The organism is Arthrobacter sp. MMS18-M83, from assembly GCF_026683955.1.
GTDB lineage: Bacteria > Actinomycetota > Actinomycetes > Actinomycetales > Micrococcaceae > Arthrobacter.
In genome coordinates, this window is record NZ_CP113343.1 from 3684772 (window position 1) to 3700414 (window position 15643).

Here is a 15643-nt window from a genome sequence, read left to right on the forward strand (position 1 = left end):
TCTATGCGATAGCTAATTGGTTTTCTTGCGTCCAGTTTTCCCAGTAGCGTTTCGGCGTCATGCCGTTCAGGGATCCGTGGGGCAGTTCTTCACACGCGCGGAAGCGCGCTAGGACGTCGGGATCGTGGCCGGCGATGACGGTGAGACCGCGTTCGCGGATTTCTTCCCGGATGATAGCGAATGCCTCGTACATCGCGGGCAGGTCGCTGATGGCGGTGAAGGGCATGTCGCGTTCGAACTCTTCGTAGAAGTGCACCGCGTCCGATGCCAGCAGCACTTACCCTTCCGAGGTGGGGATGTAGACGATGGCCTGTCCGGGCGTGTGCCCGCCACTTCCACCAGCCTGAGTCCTGGGGCCGGTGTCGTTTCGCCGGAGAACAGCTTGAGGCGTCCGTCGGCTTCCGCCAGGCAAAGCTGGTCGATTTCCTCTTCTTCGGAGTAGAAGTTCGGAGTAGAAGGAGAACTGAACGTGTCCGGCAGTGGGTGAGGTCCAGAACCGGTATTCGGCCTCGGCCATGTGAAAGCGTGCGTTGGGGAACAGCCTGAGGTTTCCGATGTGGTCGTAGTGGCCGTGCGTGATGATGACATCGTTGACGGCGGCCGGGTCTATGCCGAGCCGGGCGAGGGCATCGGCGGGGTGCAGCAGCAGGATCCGGCCACGTCGGCGGCCTGCTTCCTCACCAAACCCGGTGTCGACAACAACCGTTTCTTCCGGACTCTGAAGGATCCAGAAGTAGTAGTCCACGGTTGCTCCTCCGTCGCCTTCCCCGTTGAGTTCGCGGCGTGCCAGGTGTTCCTTCCTCCACGACGCCCGGAGTGTCGGAGGGACAACATGTTGGCAGGGGGCCAGCCGGTCGGCCGGTTTGTCAGGTGCCGGTTGCTGTTAGCGATCGGCACCTGTAGCGGAGTCGAAGACCCGCGCCTTGGGCGTTTCCTGATTGATCAGGGTCCATTCACCGAATTTTGATAGTATGTAAGGACAATCTATCAAAGGAGTATCGGTGCCTCTAGTTCGTATCGACGTCAACGCAGGACGCAGCCAGGAAGTCTTGCAGAGCCTCAGCCAGGGAATTCATGACGCCATCGTTGCTGAGTACGGAATTCCGGAGCGCGACTACTTCCATATCGTCTCCGAACACCCGGGTGGCCAGATCTTTGCCCAGGACGCTGGCCTCGGCTTTGAGCGGACCGGTGATGTGGTGATGATTCAGATATTCACCCAGGGTGGCCGGAGTCTCGAAGCCAAGCAATCTCTATTCGCCGCCATTGCAGCCCGACTGGGCGAACGTGGAGTCGGGGGCGAGAACGTCTTTATCGGTTATGTCGAAAACACTCCCGGCGACTGGTCGTTTGGGTTCGGCCGCTCGCAATATGTCACCGGAGAGCTGGCCATCCCCACGAAGTAGTCGATCCGGGGAGCCGCACGAACCTGAGGATGGACCTCATCCTTCAAAACTACTGGGCCCAGGCCTGGGTTCGTCTGAATATGTAATGACGTATATACAAAACAGTTCTAGACTGTAAAGGTCTTGTTTGTCCGGTGTGGGGCCAATGGAAACGCCTTCAGGCCCTTGTCGATAGGAGATAGATCTCATGAAGCTTGGTCTGGTTGGATTCGGTGTCGGCGGCCGTAGCTTTCATGCTCCGTATATCGAAGCCGCTGACGGAGTCGAGCTCGCTGGAATCGTGACCCGGTCCCGGGACCGTCGCGCACTGGCGACGGCGGAACATCCGGGTGTTCCGCTTTTCGAGTCCATGGCGGATTTGATCGACCACGGGGTTGATGCCCTGGTTATCACGACTCCCCCGGAGACTCGCAGGGAACTGGTCCTGGAAGCGATCGCCGCGGGAGTTCACGTTATCGCCGACAAGCCCTTTGCCCCGAGCGCTGAGGTCGGGCTCGAGTTGGTTGCTGCGGCGGAGGATGCTGGTGTCATCCTCAATGTCTTCCACAATCGCCGCTGGGATACGGACATCCGCACTCTCCGATCGGTCATCGACTCCGGTGCTTTGGGAGAAATCAACCGATTCGAATCCAGGTTCGACCAGGACCAGCCCGAATCCCTGACCGTGGGCCCCGCGGGAGGGTTGCTTCGTGATCTGGGTAGCCATCTTGTGGATCAGGCTCTCTGGCTTTTCGGTCCTGCAGCCACGGTGTACGCCTCTCTTGATTGGGTGAATCTACCGGAGGGTCGCACGGACTCAGGCTTCTTCGTGACCATCGCCCACCAATCCGGCGTCCGGTCCCACCTATCCAGTAACAAGACCAGTCATCTCGATGCTCGCGAACTGCGGGTCCTCGGGTCGGATGGAAGCTACGTCTCGGAACAGACTGACGTGCAGACGCGTGATATCTTCGCAGGAAAGCGGCCCGTGGATGATTTGGCTTCCTGGGGGTACGAGAATGAGGACCGCTGGGGAACACTGGCGACGGCATCAGGCTCAGTGCGGGTGCCATCCGAGCAGGGCGCCTATCATCACTACTATGAGCAATTCTCACTGGCCGTAGCCGGCAGGGCCCCCGAGCCGGTCCCCGCTTTGGAGGGAGTCCGGACCCTGCAGGTCCTGGACGCCGCCCGATTGAGCGATGCCGAATCCCGCTGCGTTCAGGTTCTCGAGTTCTGACCTAACGATGCTTCATCCTTTACCCTGTACCCGGGTGAACGGCGGGCTCTCACGGTTGACAGCCCTGTGGATCCGGAACAGTCCCACGACCGGAGACACGTCAGTAACACTTCCGTTGTTGTAGGACGCCACCGGCAAGGGCGAGGCGGCCGCGTCGGCGGCGGAACCGAAAACGACGGCGCAACGGAACTTCACGGACCCTGACGCCCGGATCATGAAGACCGCGGACGGTTCCTACCGCTACTGCTATAACGGGCAGGCCGTCGTTGATAAAGATCACCAGGTCATCGTTGCCACCGAGTTGAAGAACACCGCGGTGCATGTGCAGCAACTGGCCCCGATGGTCAAGCACACCCAAGACACCCTGAAGGCCACGCCCGGGAAGTGGAGCGCCGATGCAGGGTATTGCTCGGCATCCAACCTGGAACACGTCAAAGACCTTGAAGCCAGTGGCGCGACCGAATTCTTCATTTCCACCCGGCGGATGAACCACGGGCGCCCCGTCCCCGAATCACCCAGGGGCAGGATCCCGGCGAACGCCACCCTACCGAGCGGATGGCCCGGAAACTGAAAACGAAGAAGGGCCGGGCGGTCTACGCCCGTCGCAAAGCCATCGTGGAACCGGTCTTCGGACAGATCAACAGCCGTCAAGGCAAACATGTCCTGTTGCGCGGGCTGGAGAAGGCATCCGGGGAATGGAAGTTGATGGCCGGCTGCCACAACCTGCTCAAACTCTTCAGCTACGGCACCGCCACTGCCTGAACACGGCCGGGGAAGGTACCCGGGATCGAACCCGCACCACCGAACCGCTCCCAGTAGAAGCCTTCCCGGCTTTCTCCCACAAAAACGCCCAGAGGCCGGCCCCCATTCCAGAACAAGGAGACCGGCCCCTGGGCCGTCACGGTGCAAACCTGCGGAACCTCAAACCACTACCGACAGCGATGATCGTATTAGGTCGTTGGGCCGGTGTGACTCCACTACCGACTCAGGCACCTAGTGTTCCGTGTTAATGGCTTGTTTGCGCTTCATCTTGCCCAGGAGATGGTCCGATGATTTGGTCCAGGTGAATGGTTTGGCGTCCTGGTTGTAGTTCTCGATGTAGCGCTCCATGGTTTCTTCCAGCTCTTTCACGGAGCTGAATGCCCCGCGTTTGAGGCACTGTCGGGTGATGTCCCCGAAGAAGATCCCCACGATGTTCACCACCACCGCGGTTTCCGGCGGGGACATGTACAGGCCCACCACGCCCCCGAGCTTGGACTCAAGGGCGGGGTCGGTGGAGAATTTGAACGTCTCGATCCGGTGTGGCTGGATTTTCCAACGTCGCCAGATTCGGGCCACGGAGGGAAAAGAGATTCGGTGGCGTTCGGCCATGATGCGCGGACCAGTGCAAGATCCCCAGCTCGGCTGGCGGGTCCCCGTCGTTGGTCAGGGTGTCCGCGATAAGGGCGAGATCGTCGATCTCCCGGCCCGGGCGCTGGACATCGGACAGGGCCTCGATCCCGCCCTCGGCATAGCGGTTGCGCGACTTCAAAACCGTGGGCGCCGAAAACCCGGTGATCTTCTCAATCTGGATATTCGCCACCCGTCGGCAGCCAACAAGACCGTGCGCGCTCGCAGGGCCAGTGTCGTCGTGGTCGCTTTCCCACGCGTCTGCGCCTCCAAGGCTCCTCGGTCTCCGTCACGCAATTCCAAGGCCCTCGCCGGATAAACCGTGGATCAGGTCTGACAAACAATCAGACCAAAAGGGATCAGCGGCACGCCACGCTAGAGGGGCTTTCCTTCGCGGAAGCGGCGGACGCCCTCGGCGCCCTCAACGACGGCGGCGGTGAGTTCCTCGACGCTCGTGTCTTCGCGACGCACGTCAAGGATCTTGCTGCCGTGGTTCATTACGATGTGACGATCGCAGACCTGGAACGCGTGGTGCAGGTTGTGAGTGACGAGAACCGAGCTCACTCCCTCGCCCTTGAGCTGGGTGAGGTAGGCGAGCAGTGCCTCGGTGGCGCGGACCGCCAAGGCGGACGTCGGCTCGTCGAGGATGAGCAGGCTGCGCTTGAAATGCACGGCCCTCGCGATGGCTACCGCCTGGGCCTGGCCGCCCGAGAGGGATTGCACCAGTTGGCGGGAGCTCTTAATGCCCTCGATCGTGACGACGGTGTCCAGGATGTGGGTCGCGATCTTGTCCATTTCTTTGATCTTCATGAAACCGAGCTTGTTGGTGATCTCGCGGCCCATGAAGATGTTGCGACTTATCGACATTCCCGGTACCAGTGCTGAGTCCTGGAAGATCGTCTCGACACCAAGCTTCTCGGTGAGGGAACGGTTCACGTTGTCGTACTTCTCGCCGTCCCAGCTGTAGGAGCCGCTCGTTTTGGGCACGACTCCCGAGATGATCTTGACCAGCGTGGACTTGCCTGCGCCGTTGTCGCCGAGGAGGCCGACGACCTCGTTCTTGCCGATGTCGAATGAAACATCCTTGAGTACGGTGTTCTGGCCGTACCTCTTGGTGATCCCCTCGACCCGGAGGAGGTAGTCATCGGTTGTGGTTGCGGTCGTCATGATGCTTTGCCTTCCATGAGCTTGTTGAAGATTGCGGCGACGACAATGATGATGCCGACGAACAGCTGGATGTAGAAACCGGGAGCCTGCGCCAGGATGAGTCCGTTCTGAACGACCTGGATGAGAGCGGCCCCGATGACCATGCCGATCACGCTTCCGCGACCGCCGTTGAGCGAACATCCACCGACGACGGCGGCAGCGACGGCCATGAGTGTGAAGTCATTGGTGGTGCCGGGCTGAACCGAGGTGGTCTGGACGGCGATCAGGATGGAGGTGAAACCGACGAGCAGTCCAAATATGGCGAAGCTCATCAGCTTGACGAACACCGGGTTGATCGAGATCGCCTTGGCGGCCGCCTGATTGCCGCCGACAGCGAAGATGTGGTTGCCGCGACGGTGACGGTGGAGGAAGATCCAGGCCGCCAAGCCGATGACAATGAGCCAGACGAGCTGGGAGCGGAAGAAGCCGTAGTCTCCCGCAAATAGGGCGACGAGCGTGGTGTCCGTGCCCTGTCCCTCGGTGAGAGAGGGGCGATGGTTCCGTTGACGAAGATGGCCCCGCCCACCCAGAAGAACCCCATTCCCAAAGTCGCGATGAACGACGGGATGCGCGTGATGACCACGATGAGTCCGTTGAGAAGGGCGATGCCGATTGCGGTCAGCAGTGCGGCAGGGATACCCCAGCCCCAGCCGAAGGACTCGGAAGTGCGGATGAAGACGATCGCGGAAAAGCCGACGTTCGCGCCGAGCGACAAGTCAAATTCGCCGGCGACCATGAGGATTCCGGCGCCGATTCCCAGAATGCCGAAGACCGGCACGGCCTGAGAGATGACGGCCGAGAGGTTCTGCTGCGAGAGGAAGGGGAATGTAGTGGGCGAGGCCAGGCTCGCGATGGAAAAGGCCGCGATCAGTACGACGAAAATGATGCCGATTTCGAGGGCGCCACGGCCTCGGACATATTGGAGGTTGTCGACGGTCCGGGCGAGGAATCCGCCTGAACTCGCGGGGGCGGAGCGAACGTTGGCAATCGCCCCCGTCTCGAGCGGCGCCCCAAGGATGGATCCCTGCGGCTCGTTGGTTGTATGGGCCATGATGTGCTCTTTCCAGCGCGTGCCGTTGCTCTTGCAACGGGGCGCGCAGTTACCTAAGGAAGGGGTGAACGGGAAGGGGGCCGACCGGGGAAGTCCTCGGCCGGCCCCTGGTTGCTCGAGGAGACTCGAGGGATTAGTACCGAACTCCCTGGAGGTTTTTCGCCTCAAGGTTTCCGACGTTGTCTTTCGTGATGAGGGCATTTCCACCGGAGTTGATGTTTGCGGCTGAGAGGCCGAAGTCCAGGTTCAGGGTGCCCTGCATGACGGACTGGAAACCCTGCACGTAGCCCTGTTGGTCAGCTGTGCCGAGGATGCGGCCACTCTTGATACCGGCGATGACCTGCGGCGACGTGTCAAAGCCGATGATCGGCGCCGTGACGCCGGCTGCGTCTTCTGCTTTTACGAGCATGCGGTGCGGGGTTCCACCGAGAGGAACGATCGCTTTGACGTCCTTGTTCGCGACCAGCCACGAGGTCAGGATGTTCAGCGTGTCAGTCTCGGAGTCCTTCGTGGTCAGGAACGTTCCCTGGTTGAGGCCCGCGGCGGTCAACGCGTCGTTCACGCCGCCACCTCGTGCGACGGCGTAGGGCTGGTCGGCGTGCTCGGCGGGCAGGAGCACCTTGTCGCCGGGCTTGAGGTTGACCTGCGAGATGAGCGACTTGCCAATGATGTTGCCTACGGCGCGGAAGTCCTGGCCGACGAATCCGAGCACGCACTTGGTACCATCGGCGGGCGGCGGAACGTTGTAGGCCATGACGGGGATGCCGGCGGCCTTCGCGTCGCACGCTGCCTTGACCCAGGCCTCACCGGCGTTGAACGGCATGACGATCATCGCGGGTTTCGTGGCGATGGCGGTCTCGACCAGATCGACCATCTTAGTGTCGACCGAGGCAGCCGTCTGGTGAACCAGCTTGAGGTTGCCGATCTGGGCCGCATCCTTCGCGCCGGAGTAGATGTCGTTCCAGAATGGGTCAGTGGACGGGTCGTAGTAGGTCAGGAAGTAGACGGTGCGGTTCTTGGCGTTGCTGCCGAGGCCATCAGCTAGGCTCGACGAACTGGTCGAGGTGCTGGCGGACCCAGAGCATGCCGACAAGCCGAGGACGGCCACGGCAGCGATGGCCACGGCAGCCAGTCCGCTCTTCTTGAATGTAAGTTTCACTTCGTTGTGTCCCTTTCGTAGGAACCGGCCTGGGGAGGGTCCGGCTTTTAGCGTTGCTGCTGGAGCGAAGATGACAATCCGCGACAGACAAACGACTAAGTAAACGGTATTGCGTAGCCGATTTCGAATGCGGTCATGTGACCAAGAATAGTGAGCTAAGTCATAATGTCAATACATATGGAGGTTAAGATTGGCACGAGCCAGAAAATTTCCTTGGCACGCCCATATATGTCGTCAGCTTCATGTTCTTCCACCTTGTCCTGTCCCTGAAGCCGCCGGAGCCGCCGGGCAGTACTCCGCAATGCATGTCGCTGTCTTTCCGGAGACATTCAAACGTCCCCGCCCTGCCGCCTTCACCGCGGCGGCGATAGCCAGGACACCCGAAACACGCACGCCTGTCGCCCCGCGGTCCAGGAGATATAGCCTCGATAGGTGCCGGTAAACGACCTCGATTCCCGCCTCCTCAAGGGGGCGGGGCTCAATATCGTCAAGGCAACTGGCTGCGTGCGGAGACGATACCTCTTATAGGATCGGAACACGAGGGTTTAGCAGCAGGAACAGGGGTGGGCAAGATCGGCACAGAGCAACCAAGGCCGCTCGATCAGCGTCGCCGCGCTACAATGGCAGACGTTGCAGCGCACGTCGGTGTCTCCCGCCAGCTCGTCGGGCTTGCTTTCAGTAATGAACCGGGAGTAGCCGCCCAAACCCGCAAGCGCATCCTCGACGCCGCTGACGAACTCGGGTACAGACCCAATACGGCGGCCCGCTCGTTACGGAGTGCGTCGACGAAGACGATCGGCGTCATTTTCCACCCGAATGAGTCCGCACCGCTGGAAATCCTGGAGTGGATCTACGAGTATGGCCGCCGTGCCGGATACACGGTGATCGTCAGCACGGCTTCCCCTTCACGTGCAGAGCGGCGCGCAATCGACGAGCTGATCGGCTACCGGTGCGAGGCGCTGATCCTCATTTCCCCGCGCGAAGATCCTGACGTCCTGCGCTCAGCAACCGGCCATACCCCCGTCGTCGTGGTCGGTCGCGACATGCCGAACAGCGAATTCGATGTGGTACGTTCTCGGGGCGATGAGGGTATCGAGACGATCGTGCGCTACCTGGCCGACCTTGGTCACACGGACATGATCTACGTCCACGGCTCCGACATGTTCGATTCCGAGCTGCGTCTCGCGGGATACCGCAAAGCGATGTCGTCACTCGGGCTCGATGAACAGGTGCTTGAGGTACGCGGCGACTACACCGAGGAGTCCGGCGCAAGCGCCGCACGGCTGCTGCTCGAACGCGAACTGCTGCCGACGGCGATCGTCTGTAACAACGATCAGGCGGCCTTGGGGCTCTCGCATGTGCTGCAGCAGGCGGGGGTTTTGATTCCTGAGCATGTCTCGCTCACAGGTTACGACGACAGCCGAATCGCAAGCCTGTCTTTCCTGGACCTTACGACGGCCAGACAGGATCCCGAGGAAATCGGGGCTTCAGCGATCAGTGCCGCCGTGGCGCGGATCACTGGATCCGCCTCCAAGCCGACGCAGCGCTGGACAAGTGCGCCGCTCGTGGTCCGTGGGAGCACCGCACCGCCGTCTAGGTGAGGGGGTGCTCCCGCGATGTTGCGGTGGCGCCGTTCAAACGAACAGGGGAAGAGAGTGCGACCAGGTGACCGCGGCGTCGTTCGGCAGCGATCCGTCGGCCGCGTCATGGCGGCCGTATTCACCCACCCGCTCGGCACCGAGTTCGGTGAGGACACGGTCGATGTGTTCGCTGCCCTGGCTGTAGGTTTCATAGCTTGAATCGCCCAGCCCGAACATGGCGTACTTCACGCCGGAAAGATCGGGGCTTGCCGCGGAGAGCGCCCCGTGAAAGGGGCGGGCGCTCGTGGGCAGTTCGCCGTCGCCGTGGGTGGAGCAGATGATGATGTAGAAGTCCTCCGGAGAGAGCTCTGCCACATCGAAATCCGACAGGTCGGAAATGACGACCGCAGAGCCGCCGTTGAGCTCTTCGCCGATGTCTTCGGCGACCAGTTCCGCGTTGCCTGATTCCGTGCCGTAGAGAATGACTGTCTTGCTCATGCTGATTCCTCCATGTGTCGGGTGTTGCTAAGGTTGTGTGCCAGTAAGGCTGGAAGTCCGGGCTTGCCTGGAACCAATTGAGCGGTGTCCACCGCTTCAATGATCGCGTCGGCGACCATCTTGGAGTCCACCCGGTTTTGGGGGATGGTGCCACGAGGTCCGCGACGGAGCCAGCCGGCGCAGTACAGCCCTGGTGAGAGATATCCTTTGTCCAGTTCGCTCTCTGCTGACTCGTGGTGGCCGCGTCTTATCGGGGACGTGGTCAGCTCTTCGAATCCGATCGCGGTGAGAACTCCCTCGACGTCAAGCAACAAGGTCGAGTTTTCGTCTCCGGTTGAACGGAATGCGATGCTCTGGACCTTGTCTTGGCCGATGACGCGCTCGGGGGTCCAGCCGAAGTGGAAGTGCACGCTGCGGGCCGCGCGGGCCGGCGAGGCCTCGGCAATTTCGGCCACGGCGTCGCGCTTCGCGATCCCCTCGGCGTCGGCGGTTCCTTCATCAGCAAGGTCCTCGGCGACGAAGCTTACGTCCGGCAGCTTTGTCAGCTCCCGCAGCATCGCAAGGTCGAATTTCGCGTCATGGGCAGCCGAGCGGCCGACGATGTCGATGCGTTTGACGGATCCCGGCCCCAGCGCGCGGACGACGTCCTCGGCAACGCCGAGCTCGAGAAGCCGTTCCGGGGGAGTGAGGAGCAGCCTCACGAGGTCCATCGCGACATTGCCGTTGCCGACGATCGCGATGCGTTCCCCGCCCCTTAGGCCATCGACCTGCTCACCTGGGTGGCCGTTGATTAGGCGTGTGATGCGGCCTGCGCCGTGTACCCCCGGCAGGGTATCGCCGGGGACGCCGAGTGCGCGGTCGCCGTGCAGTCCGCTCGCGAGCACGACGATGTCGAAGGCATCCCGCAGCTCCTGGAGCATGAGCCCGTTGCCGATTTCCGTTTCGCCGATGAATCGCACGCCTTCGCGTTCGAACAGCCGGTCAAATTGGCGGGCGACGGCTTTGGTACCGAGGTGGTCCGGTGCGACCCCGAAGCGGACCAGCCCATAGGGGACCGGGAGGCGATCGAAGATCACGATCTCGGCTTCTTTCCAGCGCTTGCGCAGATACTGGGCGAGATAACATCCCGACGGGCCGCTCCCGACGATCGCGATCGTCGGGGACTGCGACGGAAGGTCTTTGATCTCGTTCATTCCGGCTGCTCCCTTGCAGATGTTGGCTGTAACTCCCCGGAGGGGTGAGCCGTTTCTAGCACGTGCTAGTAAATTGCTATGAGAAAACTCTAGCACGTGCTAGGGTTTCCGCAACACCTAAATTTGAGACCCGGCAACTGCCTTCATCTCGAGCCCTACTCGGTCAGGCTCCGGTTCCAATAGATATCGAAAGTGGGTTTACCAATGCCGTTAACTCGCGACACCTCAGAATCCCCGGTTCCCGGGCTCACATCCCCGGTTCCCGGGCTCACATGCCCGGTCACCGGCGCACAGCTCCCGCCTGACTCGCCCTTGGCTGCGGCATTCGGGGCCGAATCCACCGCGGCTGCGCCCATCACTGGACAGGGATCCCCCACCACAGCGGATTCCGCAGCCGAGGCACGCGGCGACGTGGTGAGCACCGAAGATCAGGATCCGGCGAAGCGGAACGGTCTCGGCACCGAAGCCAACGACGATCCCCAGACGATGCCCGGGGATCTGGCGGTGTTCTACGACCCGCTGTCCTTCTCGGCGTACGAGAACCCGTACGAACTGTACAAAGTACTGCGCGAGAAAGCTCCGGTCTACTTTAACGAACGCCGCAATCTTTGGGTGGTCTCCCGTTATGAGGACGTGCGGGAGATTCTGAAGAACCACCAGCAGTTCTCAAGCGCCCTGGGCAACGACATGGACGGTACGCACGATTCATATGGTGCCGGCAATATCGTGGCCTCCGATCAGCCCGAGCACACCTCCTTGCGCACTGCCGTCAGGCGGGTGTTCGCGGCCCGGGAGATTCTTGAGAAGGAAGATGGCCTCCGCGCTTTCGCCCGCGAGTTGCTCGGCAGACTCCACGATTCAGGCGGCGGTGACTTCGCCGAGGATGTTGCTCTGCCGCTGGCAATCGCAGGTGCGATCATGCTCGTCGGTCTGCCGAAAGGGGACGGGCCCTGGATCCATGACCACTTGCTGCAATCGATGGAACGCGTCGTCGGCCAGTACGGCATCCCCGAAGCCGCCGCCGCCTCCAACATTGAGGCGGAGGAACACATTGCCCGGTGGATGGAGGAACGCTATGAGCGGTTCAGGTCGGGTGAGGAGGACGCCAACTCGTCAGAGGCGATCGCGCAGATCTATCAGGCAGTTGGCAAGGGCAAGGTCGAATCGCAATATCAGGCTGGGCTTGCCCACCTGATCGAGTCGGCCGCCGTTGATGCGCCATCCGCTCTGGTCACCAACATCATCACCCACCTCGACAAGTTCCCGGCGTTCCACTCGTATCTTGCGAGCAACCCGGATCGCATCACGGACTTTCTCGAGGAACTGCTGCGCTATGACGCCCCCGCGCAGAACCTGTGCCGCCAGACAACCGAAGAGGTTTCGGTTGCAAACGTGACCATTCCCAAGGACTCGCGTGTGATGGTGCTACTCGCGTCAGCCAACCGCGATGAGAGCGTTTTTGCCCATGCGGACTTCTTTGATATCGACCGTGAAATCACGCCCAAGAACAAGATCATGACGTTTGGCGAGGGGATTCATGCCTGCATGGGCTCCCCGCTCGCCCGCTTGGTAGGCCGTATTCTGCTCGAAGAACTCGTGCAGGGCCCCGCGATCCGCGTCGTCGGCGTACCTGAGCGCTGGGCAAAGCAGATGGTCCGCGGCTTCTCCAAACTCCCGGTCAAGGTCATCGCCGTCGACCAACCTTAACCCCTTACCCAGCCCTAAGCCCTGACAAAGAAGACAAGGACCCACAACGCATGGAATATCGCACATTTGGCCGCACGGGATGGAAGGTCAGCGAGATCGCCTTTGGCGGCTGGCAGATCGGCGGGACGTGGGGTGAGGTCGACGATAATGAATCGGTCCGCACCCTGTTGTACGCCTACGAACAAGGAATCAACTTCGTCGACACCGCCGAACTTTATGGAGGAGGCCGCAGCGAACGCGTCATTGGTGAATCCCTGCGCCGGTGGAACGGCGACAAGATTTACGTCGCCACCAAGATCCAGCCCGTGCGTTGGCCCGATGCCGACGAGGACAACCCGGTGATGGCGGGCCGTTACCCCTCCTGGTACCTCCGCGAAGGGGTCGAGAAAGCGCTGCGGAACCTCGGCGTCGAGCGCCTGGACCTGCTGCAGCTGCACTGCTGGCTCGACGACGGTACAAGCTCGCTCGATTGGCTCGAGACCCTCAATGAACTTCGCCTCGAAGGCAAAATCGACCAAATCGGCGTCTCCATCCGCGACTACCGCCCCGACGAGGGAATCGCACTCGCCGAACTCGGCCTCGTCAGCTCCATCCAGGTCATCTTCAACATGTTCGAACAACGGCCCGCGGAGGCACTGTTCGCGGCGGCGGCGAAGACCAACACCGCGATCATCGCGCGCGTACCATTCGATTCGGGATCCCTATCGGGCACTTGGACCGAGGACACCTATGCATCGTGGGAGCCGGGTTCCGTGCCCGCCGAGCTGTTCAGGGGCGAACGCTTCGGTGAAACCTTGAAGAAGGTCAATGAGCTCAAACAACTCGTCGAACCGCACTACCCCTCGCTCGCGGAGGCCGCGATGCGCTATTCCCTCAGCGCACCCCAGGTGGCAACCGTGATCCCCGGCATGCGAAATCCACGGAATATCGACCGCAATGTTGCTTACTCCGATGGGCGCGGGTTTCCGGCCAGCCTGCTCGATGAGATTGCACCGTTTAACTGGCCCAGGAACTACTACAAGTGATCCAGTACCCACACGTACAGGCCGAGCTGCTCTCGGCCGCTGAACTTGAACACGCGGTGGGCAGCAAGCCGATCGCGTACGTTCCGCTCGGGGCATATGAGTTTCATGGGCCCCACTTGCCCATGGGTCTGGACGCGCTGAACGCCCACGGCGTCTGCCGCGTTGCGGCAGCCCGGAGCGGCGGCATCGTGCTGCCGCCCCTGTACTACGGCACGGGCGGCGGTCACATGGAGTACCCGTGGACCATCATGATCGCCGAGCAGGAGCCGATCCGGACGCTGTTGAACACGACGCTGGGGCGACTGCAGGACTTCGGTGTCCGGCTCGCGGTGCTGTTCAGCGGGCACTTCGCCGACGAGCAGCTTGAGATGATCGAACGTCTCGAGGCTGAATGGAACGACGCCGGCAACGCGATGCGTGTGATCGCAAGGGCGGTGAATATGCCGCTCGGTGCGGGCCTGCCCGTACCTGATCATGCCGGGGTGTTCGAGAGTTCATTGCTGTCGAACTTTGCACCTGAACTCGTCCATATCGACCGGCTGCCCTCCATCGAGGACGCGCCGTCGGCGGACCCCGGCGGGGACGAGAGCGGGCCGCACCGGCACGAGCCGCAGCATCCGCTCCGGGGAGTCTTCGGCGCTGACCCGCGTCGTCTCGACCCTGCTCAAAACCTGCGCTTGCTCGACGCCCTGGTCAGCCGGCTCGTCGCAGATGTGAACGAGGCATCTGCCTAGGCCGCCGGTCAAAGCCGGGACTGCACCGCCGAAGCCGGATTTCGACTCCATGAATCCGGTTTCGGCGGTGCAGTTCGTTCCGGGGCAGTCGCGGACTTCAGAGGAGAGGTCCGCTGAGAGCCACTGCCACACTTTCGGCACGAGGCGGCTCCAGAGCACCGAACGGGTCACAGTATGGTGCCGGTACCTGTAGCCGGAGCCGGGGCGAATTTTGGAATCGCGCCAGTACTCGGCGCCAGTGACTGACAAGGTTCTTCCCGAAGGGCGTCCTGATTGGGCTTGAGCACACGGACATGTCGTTCGCCGGGCCGGCCACGGAATCCGCGTCGCATCCCGTCACCGCTAAGTTACCGGCCCGGGCCTGAGACTGAACCTCTAGCCCGGAGCCCCGCCTGACGACGGCTACCCCGCATGCTTGTTCCCCTGCAAAGCACCCAAGGTGTGTCCACAGCCGCCGACTAGACCCATTCAGATCGGACAGGACGAGACGTCCGTGCAGTCCCTATTGCACCACATCCGCTCCCTGCACAGCTTTGCTCCAGCGGACCACGATCACGTCTTGGCTTGGTGTGTGGCGTTAGGTGTGGCGCTGCCATCCCTGGTACTTCTGGTCTTAGGACGCCCGGACCTCATCATCTACAGCGCCTTCGGCGCCCTGGCCGGAATGTACGGTCGCTCGGAGCCGCACCAGCTCAGGCTCCAACACCAAGGCCAGGCGGCCTTCCTGATCCTCTCCGGGATAGGGGTGGGAGTCTTCTCTCCGTCAACCACATTCATTTCTGGGCGTTTGTGATCACTGAGGCCGTTCTCGCCGGCGTCGGATCACTCTTCTCTGACAAGGGTGGGACTCAAACCCAACGGCCCCTTCTTCGGGATCCTGGCCTTGGGCGCCTGCGCCTCCATGCGGGCCGCTACGTGACCGCGGTGGGGACTGCCGGATCGATGGCGGCCCTCAGCGGAAGCGGCCACGCCCACTGGGCAATGGCCGCAGCAGCCGTACCCCTTGCGGACGGCGACATGCCCAACAGCATCTACCGGGGGATCCATCGCATTGTCGGCACACTCGGGGGCCTGGTCGTGGTCGCAATAGTGCTGTTCCCGTGGGAATTGTCGCTACTCAAGGCTTTCCCCGGCTATGAAGCCGCGATCTTGGCCCTTCTGGTGATCGTCCTTCAATTCACTACGGAACTGTTCATGGCCAGGCACTATGGCCTTGCCATGGTTTCCTTCACACCCGTGATCCTGATCGTGACCCAACTCGCGGCGCCCTCCGACCCCCACGTACTTGTCGCCGAGCGTGCCGTCGAAACCTTGCTAGGAGCCGTCATCGGGATCCTCACAGTGGTGCTGATCCACGGCTGGCGGCGACCCGCTTCCGGAATGTGAGCCCCGGAGTCAGCCGGTAATCCGCCCTCACGCACGGCGCCTACTACTCCAGACGTCCCCGGGTGGGCTTGCCATCAGTTATGCCGGCAG

15 protein-coding genes and 3 pseudogenes are annotated in these 15643 nt (G+C 61.8%); 9 read left to right on the forward strand and 9 right to left on the reverse strand.

Going from position 1 to position 15643, the window contains the following annotated elements:
• Position 1: 1 nt before the first annotated feature.
• Both OW521_RS17500 and OW521_RS17505 read right to left on the reverse strand, forming a co-directional pair.
• Positions 2-277 carry a hypothetical protein gene (locus OW521_RS17500; protein ID WP_268020853.1) on the reverse strand — a complete coding sequence of 92 codons (276 nt, stop codon included), beginning with the start codon at positions 275-277 and terminating at the stop codon, positions 2-4.
• Complete coding sequence (locus tag OW521_RS17505) at positions 278-745, reverse strand: MBL fold metallo-hydrolase (RefSeq protein WP_268020854.1); 468 nt, start codon at positions 743-745, stop codon at positions 278-280.
• Between the two features lie 256 nt (positions 746-1001).
• Here OW521_RS17505 and OW521_RS17510 point away from each other — a divergent pair, with 256 nt between their 5' ends.
• From OW521_RS17510 to OW521_RS17520, 3 genes and pseudogenes are all read left to right on the forward strand, one after another.
• Entirely contained in the window at positions 1002-1406 is a 405-nt protein-coding gene (locus OW521_RS17510) for a tautomerase family protein (RefSeq protein WP_268020855.1), read from the forward strand.
• Between the two features lie 187 nt (positions 1407-1593).
• The gene (locus OW521_RS17515) at positions 1594-2625 is read left to right on the forward strand and encodes a Gfo/Idh/MocA family protein (protein ID WP_268020856.1); all 1032 of its coding nucleotides are present in this window, start codon (positions 1594-1596) and stop codon (positions 2623-2625) included.
• 136 nt (positions 2626-2761) lie between these two features.
• A pseudogene (locus OW521_RS17520) lies at positions 2762-3387 on the forward strand (transposase); the annotation flags it as partial.
• A 231-nt stretch (positions 3388-3618) separates the two neighbouring features.
• Here OW521_RS17520 and OW521_RS17525 read toward each other — a convergent pair.
• Positions 3619-3996 (reverse strand): hypothetical protein, encoded by a 378-nt coding sequence (locus OW521_RS17525; protein ID WP_268020857.1) that lies wholly within the window; start codon positions 3994-3996, stop codon positions 3619-3621.
• Here OW521_RS17525 and OW521_RS17530 point away from each other — a divergent pair.
• A complete protein-coding gene (locus OW521_RS17530; protein ID WP_268020858.1) occupies positions 3995-4333 on the forward strand; it encodes a hypothetical protein in 339 nt (112 codons plus the stop codon). The two genes, OW521_RS17525 and OW521_RS17530, sit on opposite strands and share 2 nt — an antisense overlap.
• Before the next feature lie 56 nt (positions 4334-4389).
• Here OW521_RS17530 and OW521_RS17535 read toward each other — a convergent pair whose 3' ends face one another.
• From OW521_RS17535 to OW521_RS17550, 4 genes and pseudogenes are all read right to left on the reverse strand, one after another.
• Positions 4390-5181 carry an ATP-binding cassette domain-containing protein gene (locus OW521_RS17535; RefSeq protein ID WP_268020859.1) on the reverse strand — a complete coding sequence of 264 codons (792 nt, stop codon included), beginning with the start codon at positions 5179-5181 and terminating at the stop codon, positions 4390-4392.
• Positions 5178-5870, reverse strand: coding sequence for an ABC transporter permease (locus OW521_RS24215; protein WP_326494041.1), 693 nt, complete (start codon positions 5868-5870; stop codon positions 5178-5180). Before OW521_RS24215 ends, OW521_RS17535 begins: the two co-directional genes overlap by 4 nt.
• A pseudogene (locus OW521_RS24220) lies at positions 5774-6472 on the reverse strand (ABC transporter permease); the annotation flags it as partial. The gene OW521_RS24215 and the pseudogene OW521_RS24220, both read right to left, overlap by 97 nt.
• On the reverse strand, positions 6405-7430 hold the full coding sequence (locus tag OW521_RS17550; protein WP_268020862.1) for a substrate-binding domain-containing protein: 1026 nt from the start codon (positions 7428-7430) through the stop codon (positions 6405-6407). The pseudogene OW521_RS24220 and the gene OW521_RS17550, both read right to left, overlap by 68 nt.
• A gap of 620 nt (positions 7431-8050) precedes the next feature.
• Here OW521_RS17550 and OW521_RS17555 point away from each other — a divergent pair.
• Positions 8051-9031, forward strand: coding sequence for a LacI family DNA-binding transcriptional regulator (locus OW521_RS17555; RefSeq protein ID WP_268020863.1), 981 nt, complete (start codon positions 8051-8053; stop codon positions 9029-9031).
• Between the two features lie 33 nt (positions 9032-9064).
• On the opposite strand, the gene OW521_RS17560 is transcribed toward OW521_RS17555, so the two are convergent.
• A complete protein-coding gene (locus tag OW521_RS17560; RefSeq protein WP_268020864.1) occupies positions 9065-9508 on the reverse strand; it encodes a flavodoxin domain-containing protein in 444 nt (147 codons plus the stop codon).
• The gene (locus OW521_RS17565) at positions 9505-10701 is read right to left on the reverse strand and encodes an FAD-dependent oxidoreductase (protein ID WP_268020865.1); all 1197 of its coding nucleotides are present in this window, start codon (positions 10699-10701) and stop codon (positions 9505-9507) included. The genes OW521_RS17560 and OW521_RS17565 overlap by 4 nt, the downstream gene beginning before the upstream one ends.
• 204 nt (positions 10702-10905) lie before the next feature.
• Between OW521_RS17565 and OW521_RS17570 the strand changes: the two genes are divergently transcribed.
• The 4 genes and pseudogenes from OW521_RS17570 (at position 10906) to OW521_RS17585 (ending at position 15553) form a co-directional block, all read left to right on the forward strand.
• Positions 10906-12408 (forward strand): cytochrome P450, encoded by a 1503-nt coding sequence (locus tag OW521_RS17570; protein WP_268020866.1) that lies wholly within the window; start codon positions 10906-10908, stop codon positions 12406-12408.
• Between the two features lie 50 nt (positions 12409-12458).
• Positions 12459-13433, forward strand: a complete 975-nt coding sequence (locus OW521_RS17575) for an aldo/keto reductase (RefSeq protein ID WP_268020867.1) — start codon at positions 12459-12461, stop codon at positions 13431-13433.
• Positions 13430-14167, forward strand: a complete 738-nt coding sequence (locus OW521_RS17580) for a creatininase family protein (RefSeq protein ID WP_268020868.1) — start codon at positions 13430-13432, stop codon at positions 14165-14167. The genes OW521_RS17575 and OW521_RS17580 overlap by 4 nt, the downstream gene beginning before the upstream one ends.
• 493 nt (positions 14168-14660) lie before the next feature.
• Positions 14661-15553: pseudogene (locus OW521_RS17585) on the forward strand (FUSC family protein).
• Positions 15554-15643 lie beyond the last annotated feature (90 nt).

What these genes read in the sequence shown, in the direction of transcription:
- OW521_RS17525 (WP_268020857.1), bottom strand. Translation starts at nt 3,996, where the DNA reads ATGGCCGAACGCCACCGAATCTCTTTTCCCTCCGTGGCCCGAATCTGG.
- OW521_RS17555 (WP_268020863.1), top strand. Translation starts at nt 8,051, where the DNA reads ATGGCAGACGTTGCAGCGCACGTCGGTGTCTCCCGCCAGCTCGTCGGG.
- OW521_RS17565 (WP_268020865.1), bottom strand. Translation starts at nt 10,701, where the DNA reads ATGAACGAGATCAAAGACCTTCCGTCGCAGTCCCCGACGATCGCGATC.
- OW521_RS17570 (WP_268020866.1), top strand. Translation starts at nt 10,906, where the DNA reads ATGCCGTTAACTCGCGACACCTCAGAATCCCCGGTTCCCGGGCTCACA.
- OW521_RS17530 (WP_268020858.1), top strand. Translation starts at nt 3,995, where the DNA reads ATGATGCGCGGACCAGTGCAAGATCCCCAGCTCGGCTGGCGGGTCCCC.
- OW521_RS17560 (WP_268020864.1), bottom strand. Translation starts at nt 9,508, where the DNA reads ATGAGCAAGACAGTCATTCTCTACGGCACGGAATCAGGCAACGCGGAA.
- OW521_RS17535 (WP_268020859.1), bottom strand. Translation starts at nt 5,181, where the DNA reads ATGACGACCGCAACCACAACCGATGACTACCTCCTCCGGGTCGAGGGG.
- OW521_RS17575 (WP_268020867.1), top strand. Translation starts at nt 12,459, where the DNA reads ATGGAATATCGCACATTTGGCCGCACGGGATGGAAGGTCAGCGAGATC.
- OW521_RS17515 (WP_268020856.1), top strand. Translation starts at nt 1,594, where the DNA reads ATGAAGCTTGGTCTGGTTGGATTCGGTGTCGGCGGCCGTAGCTTTCAT.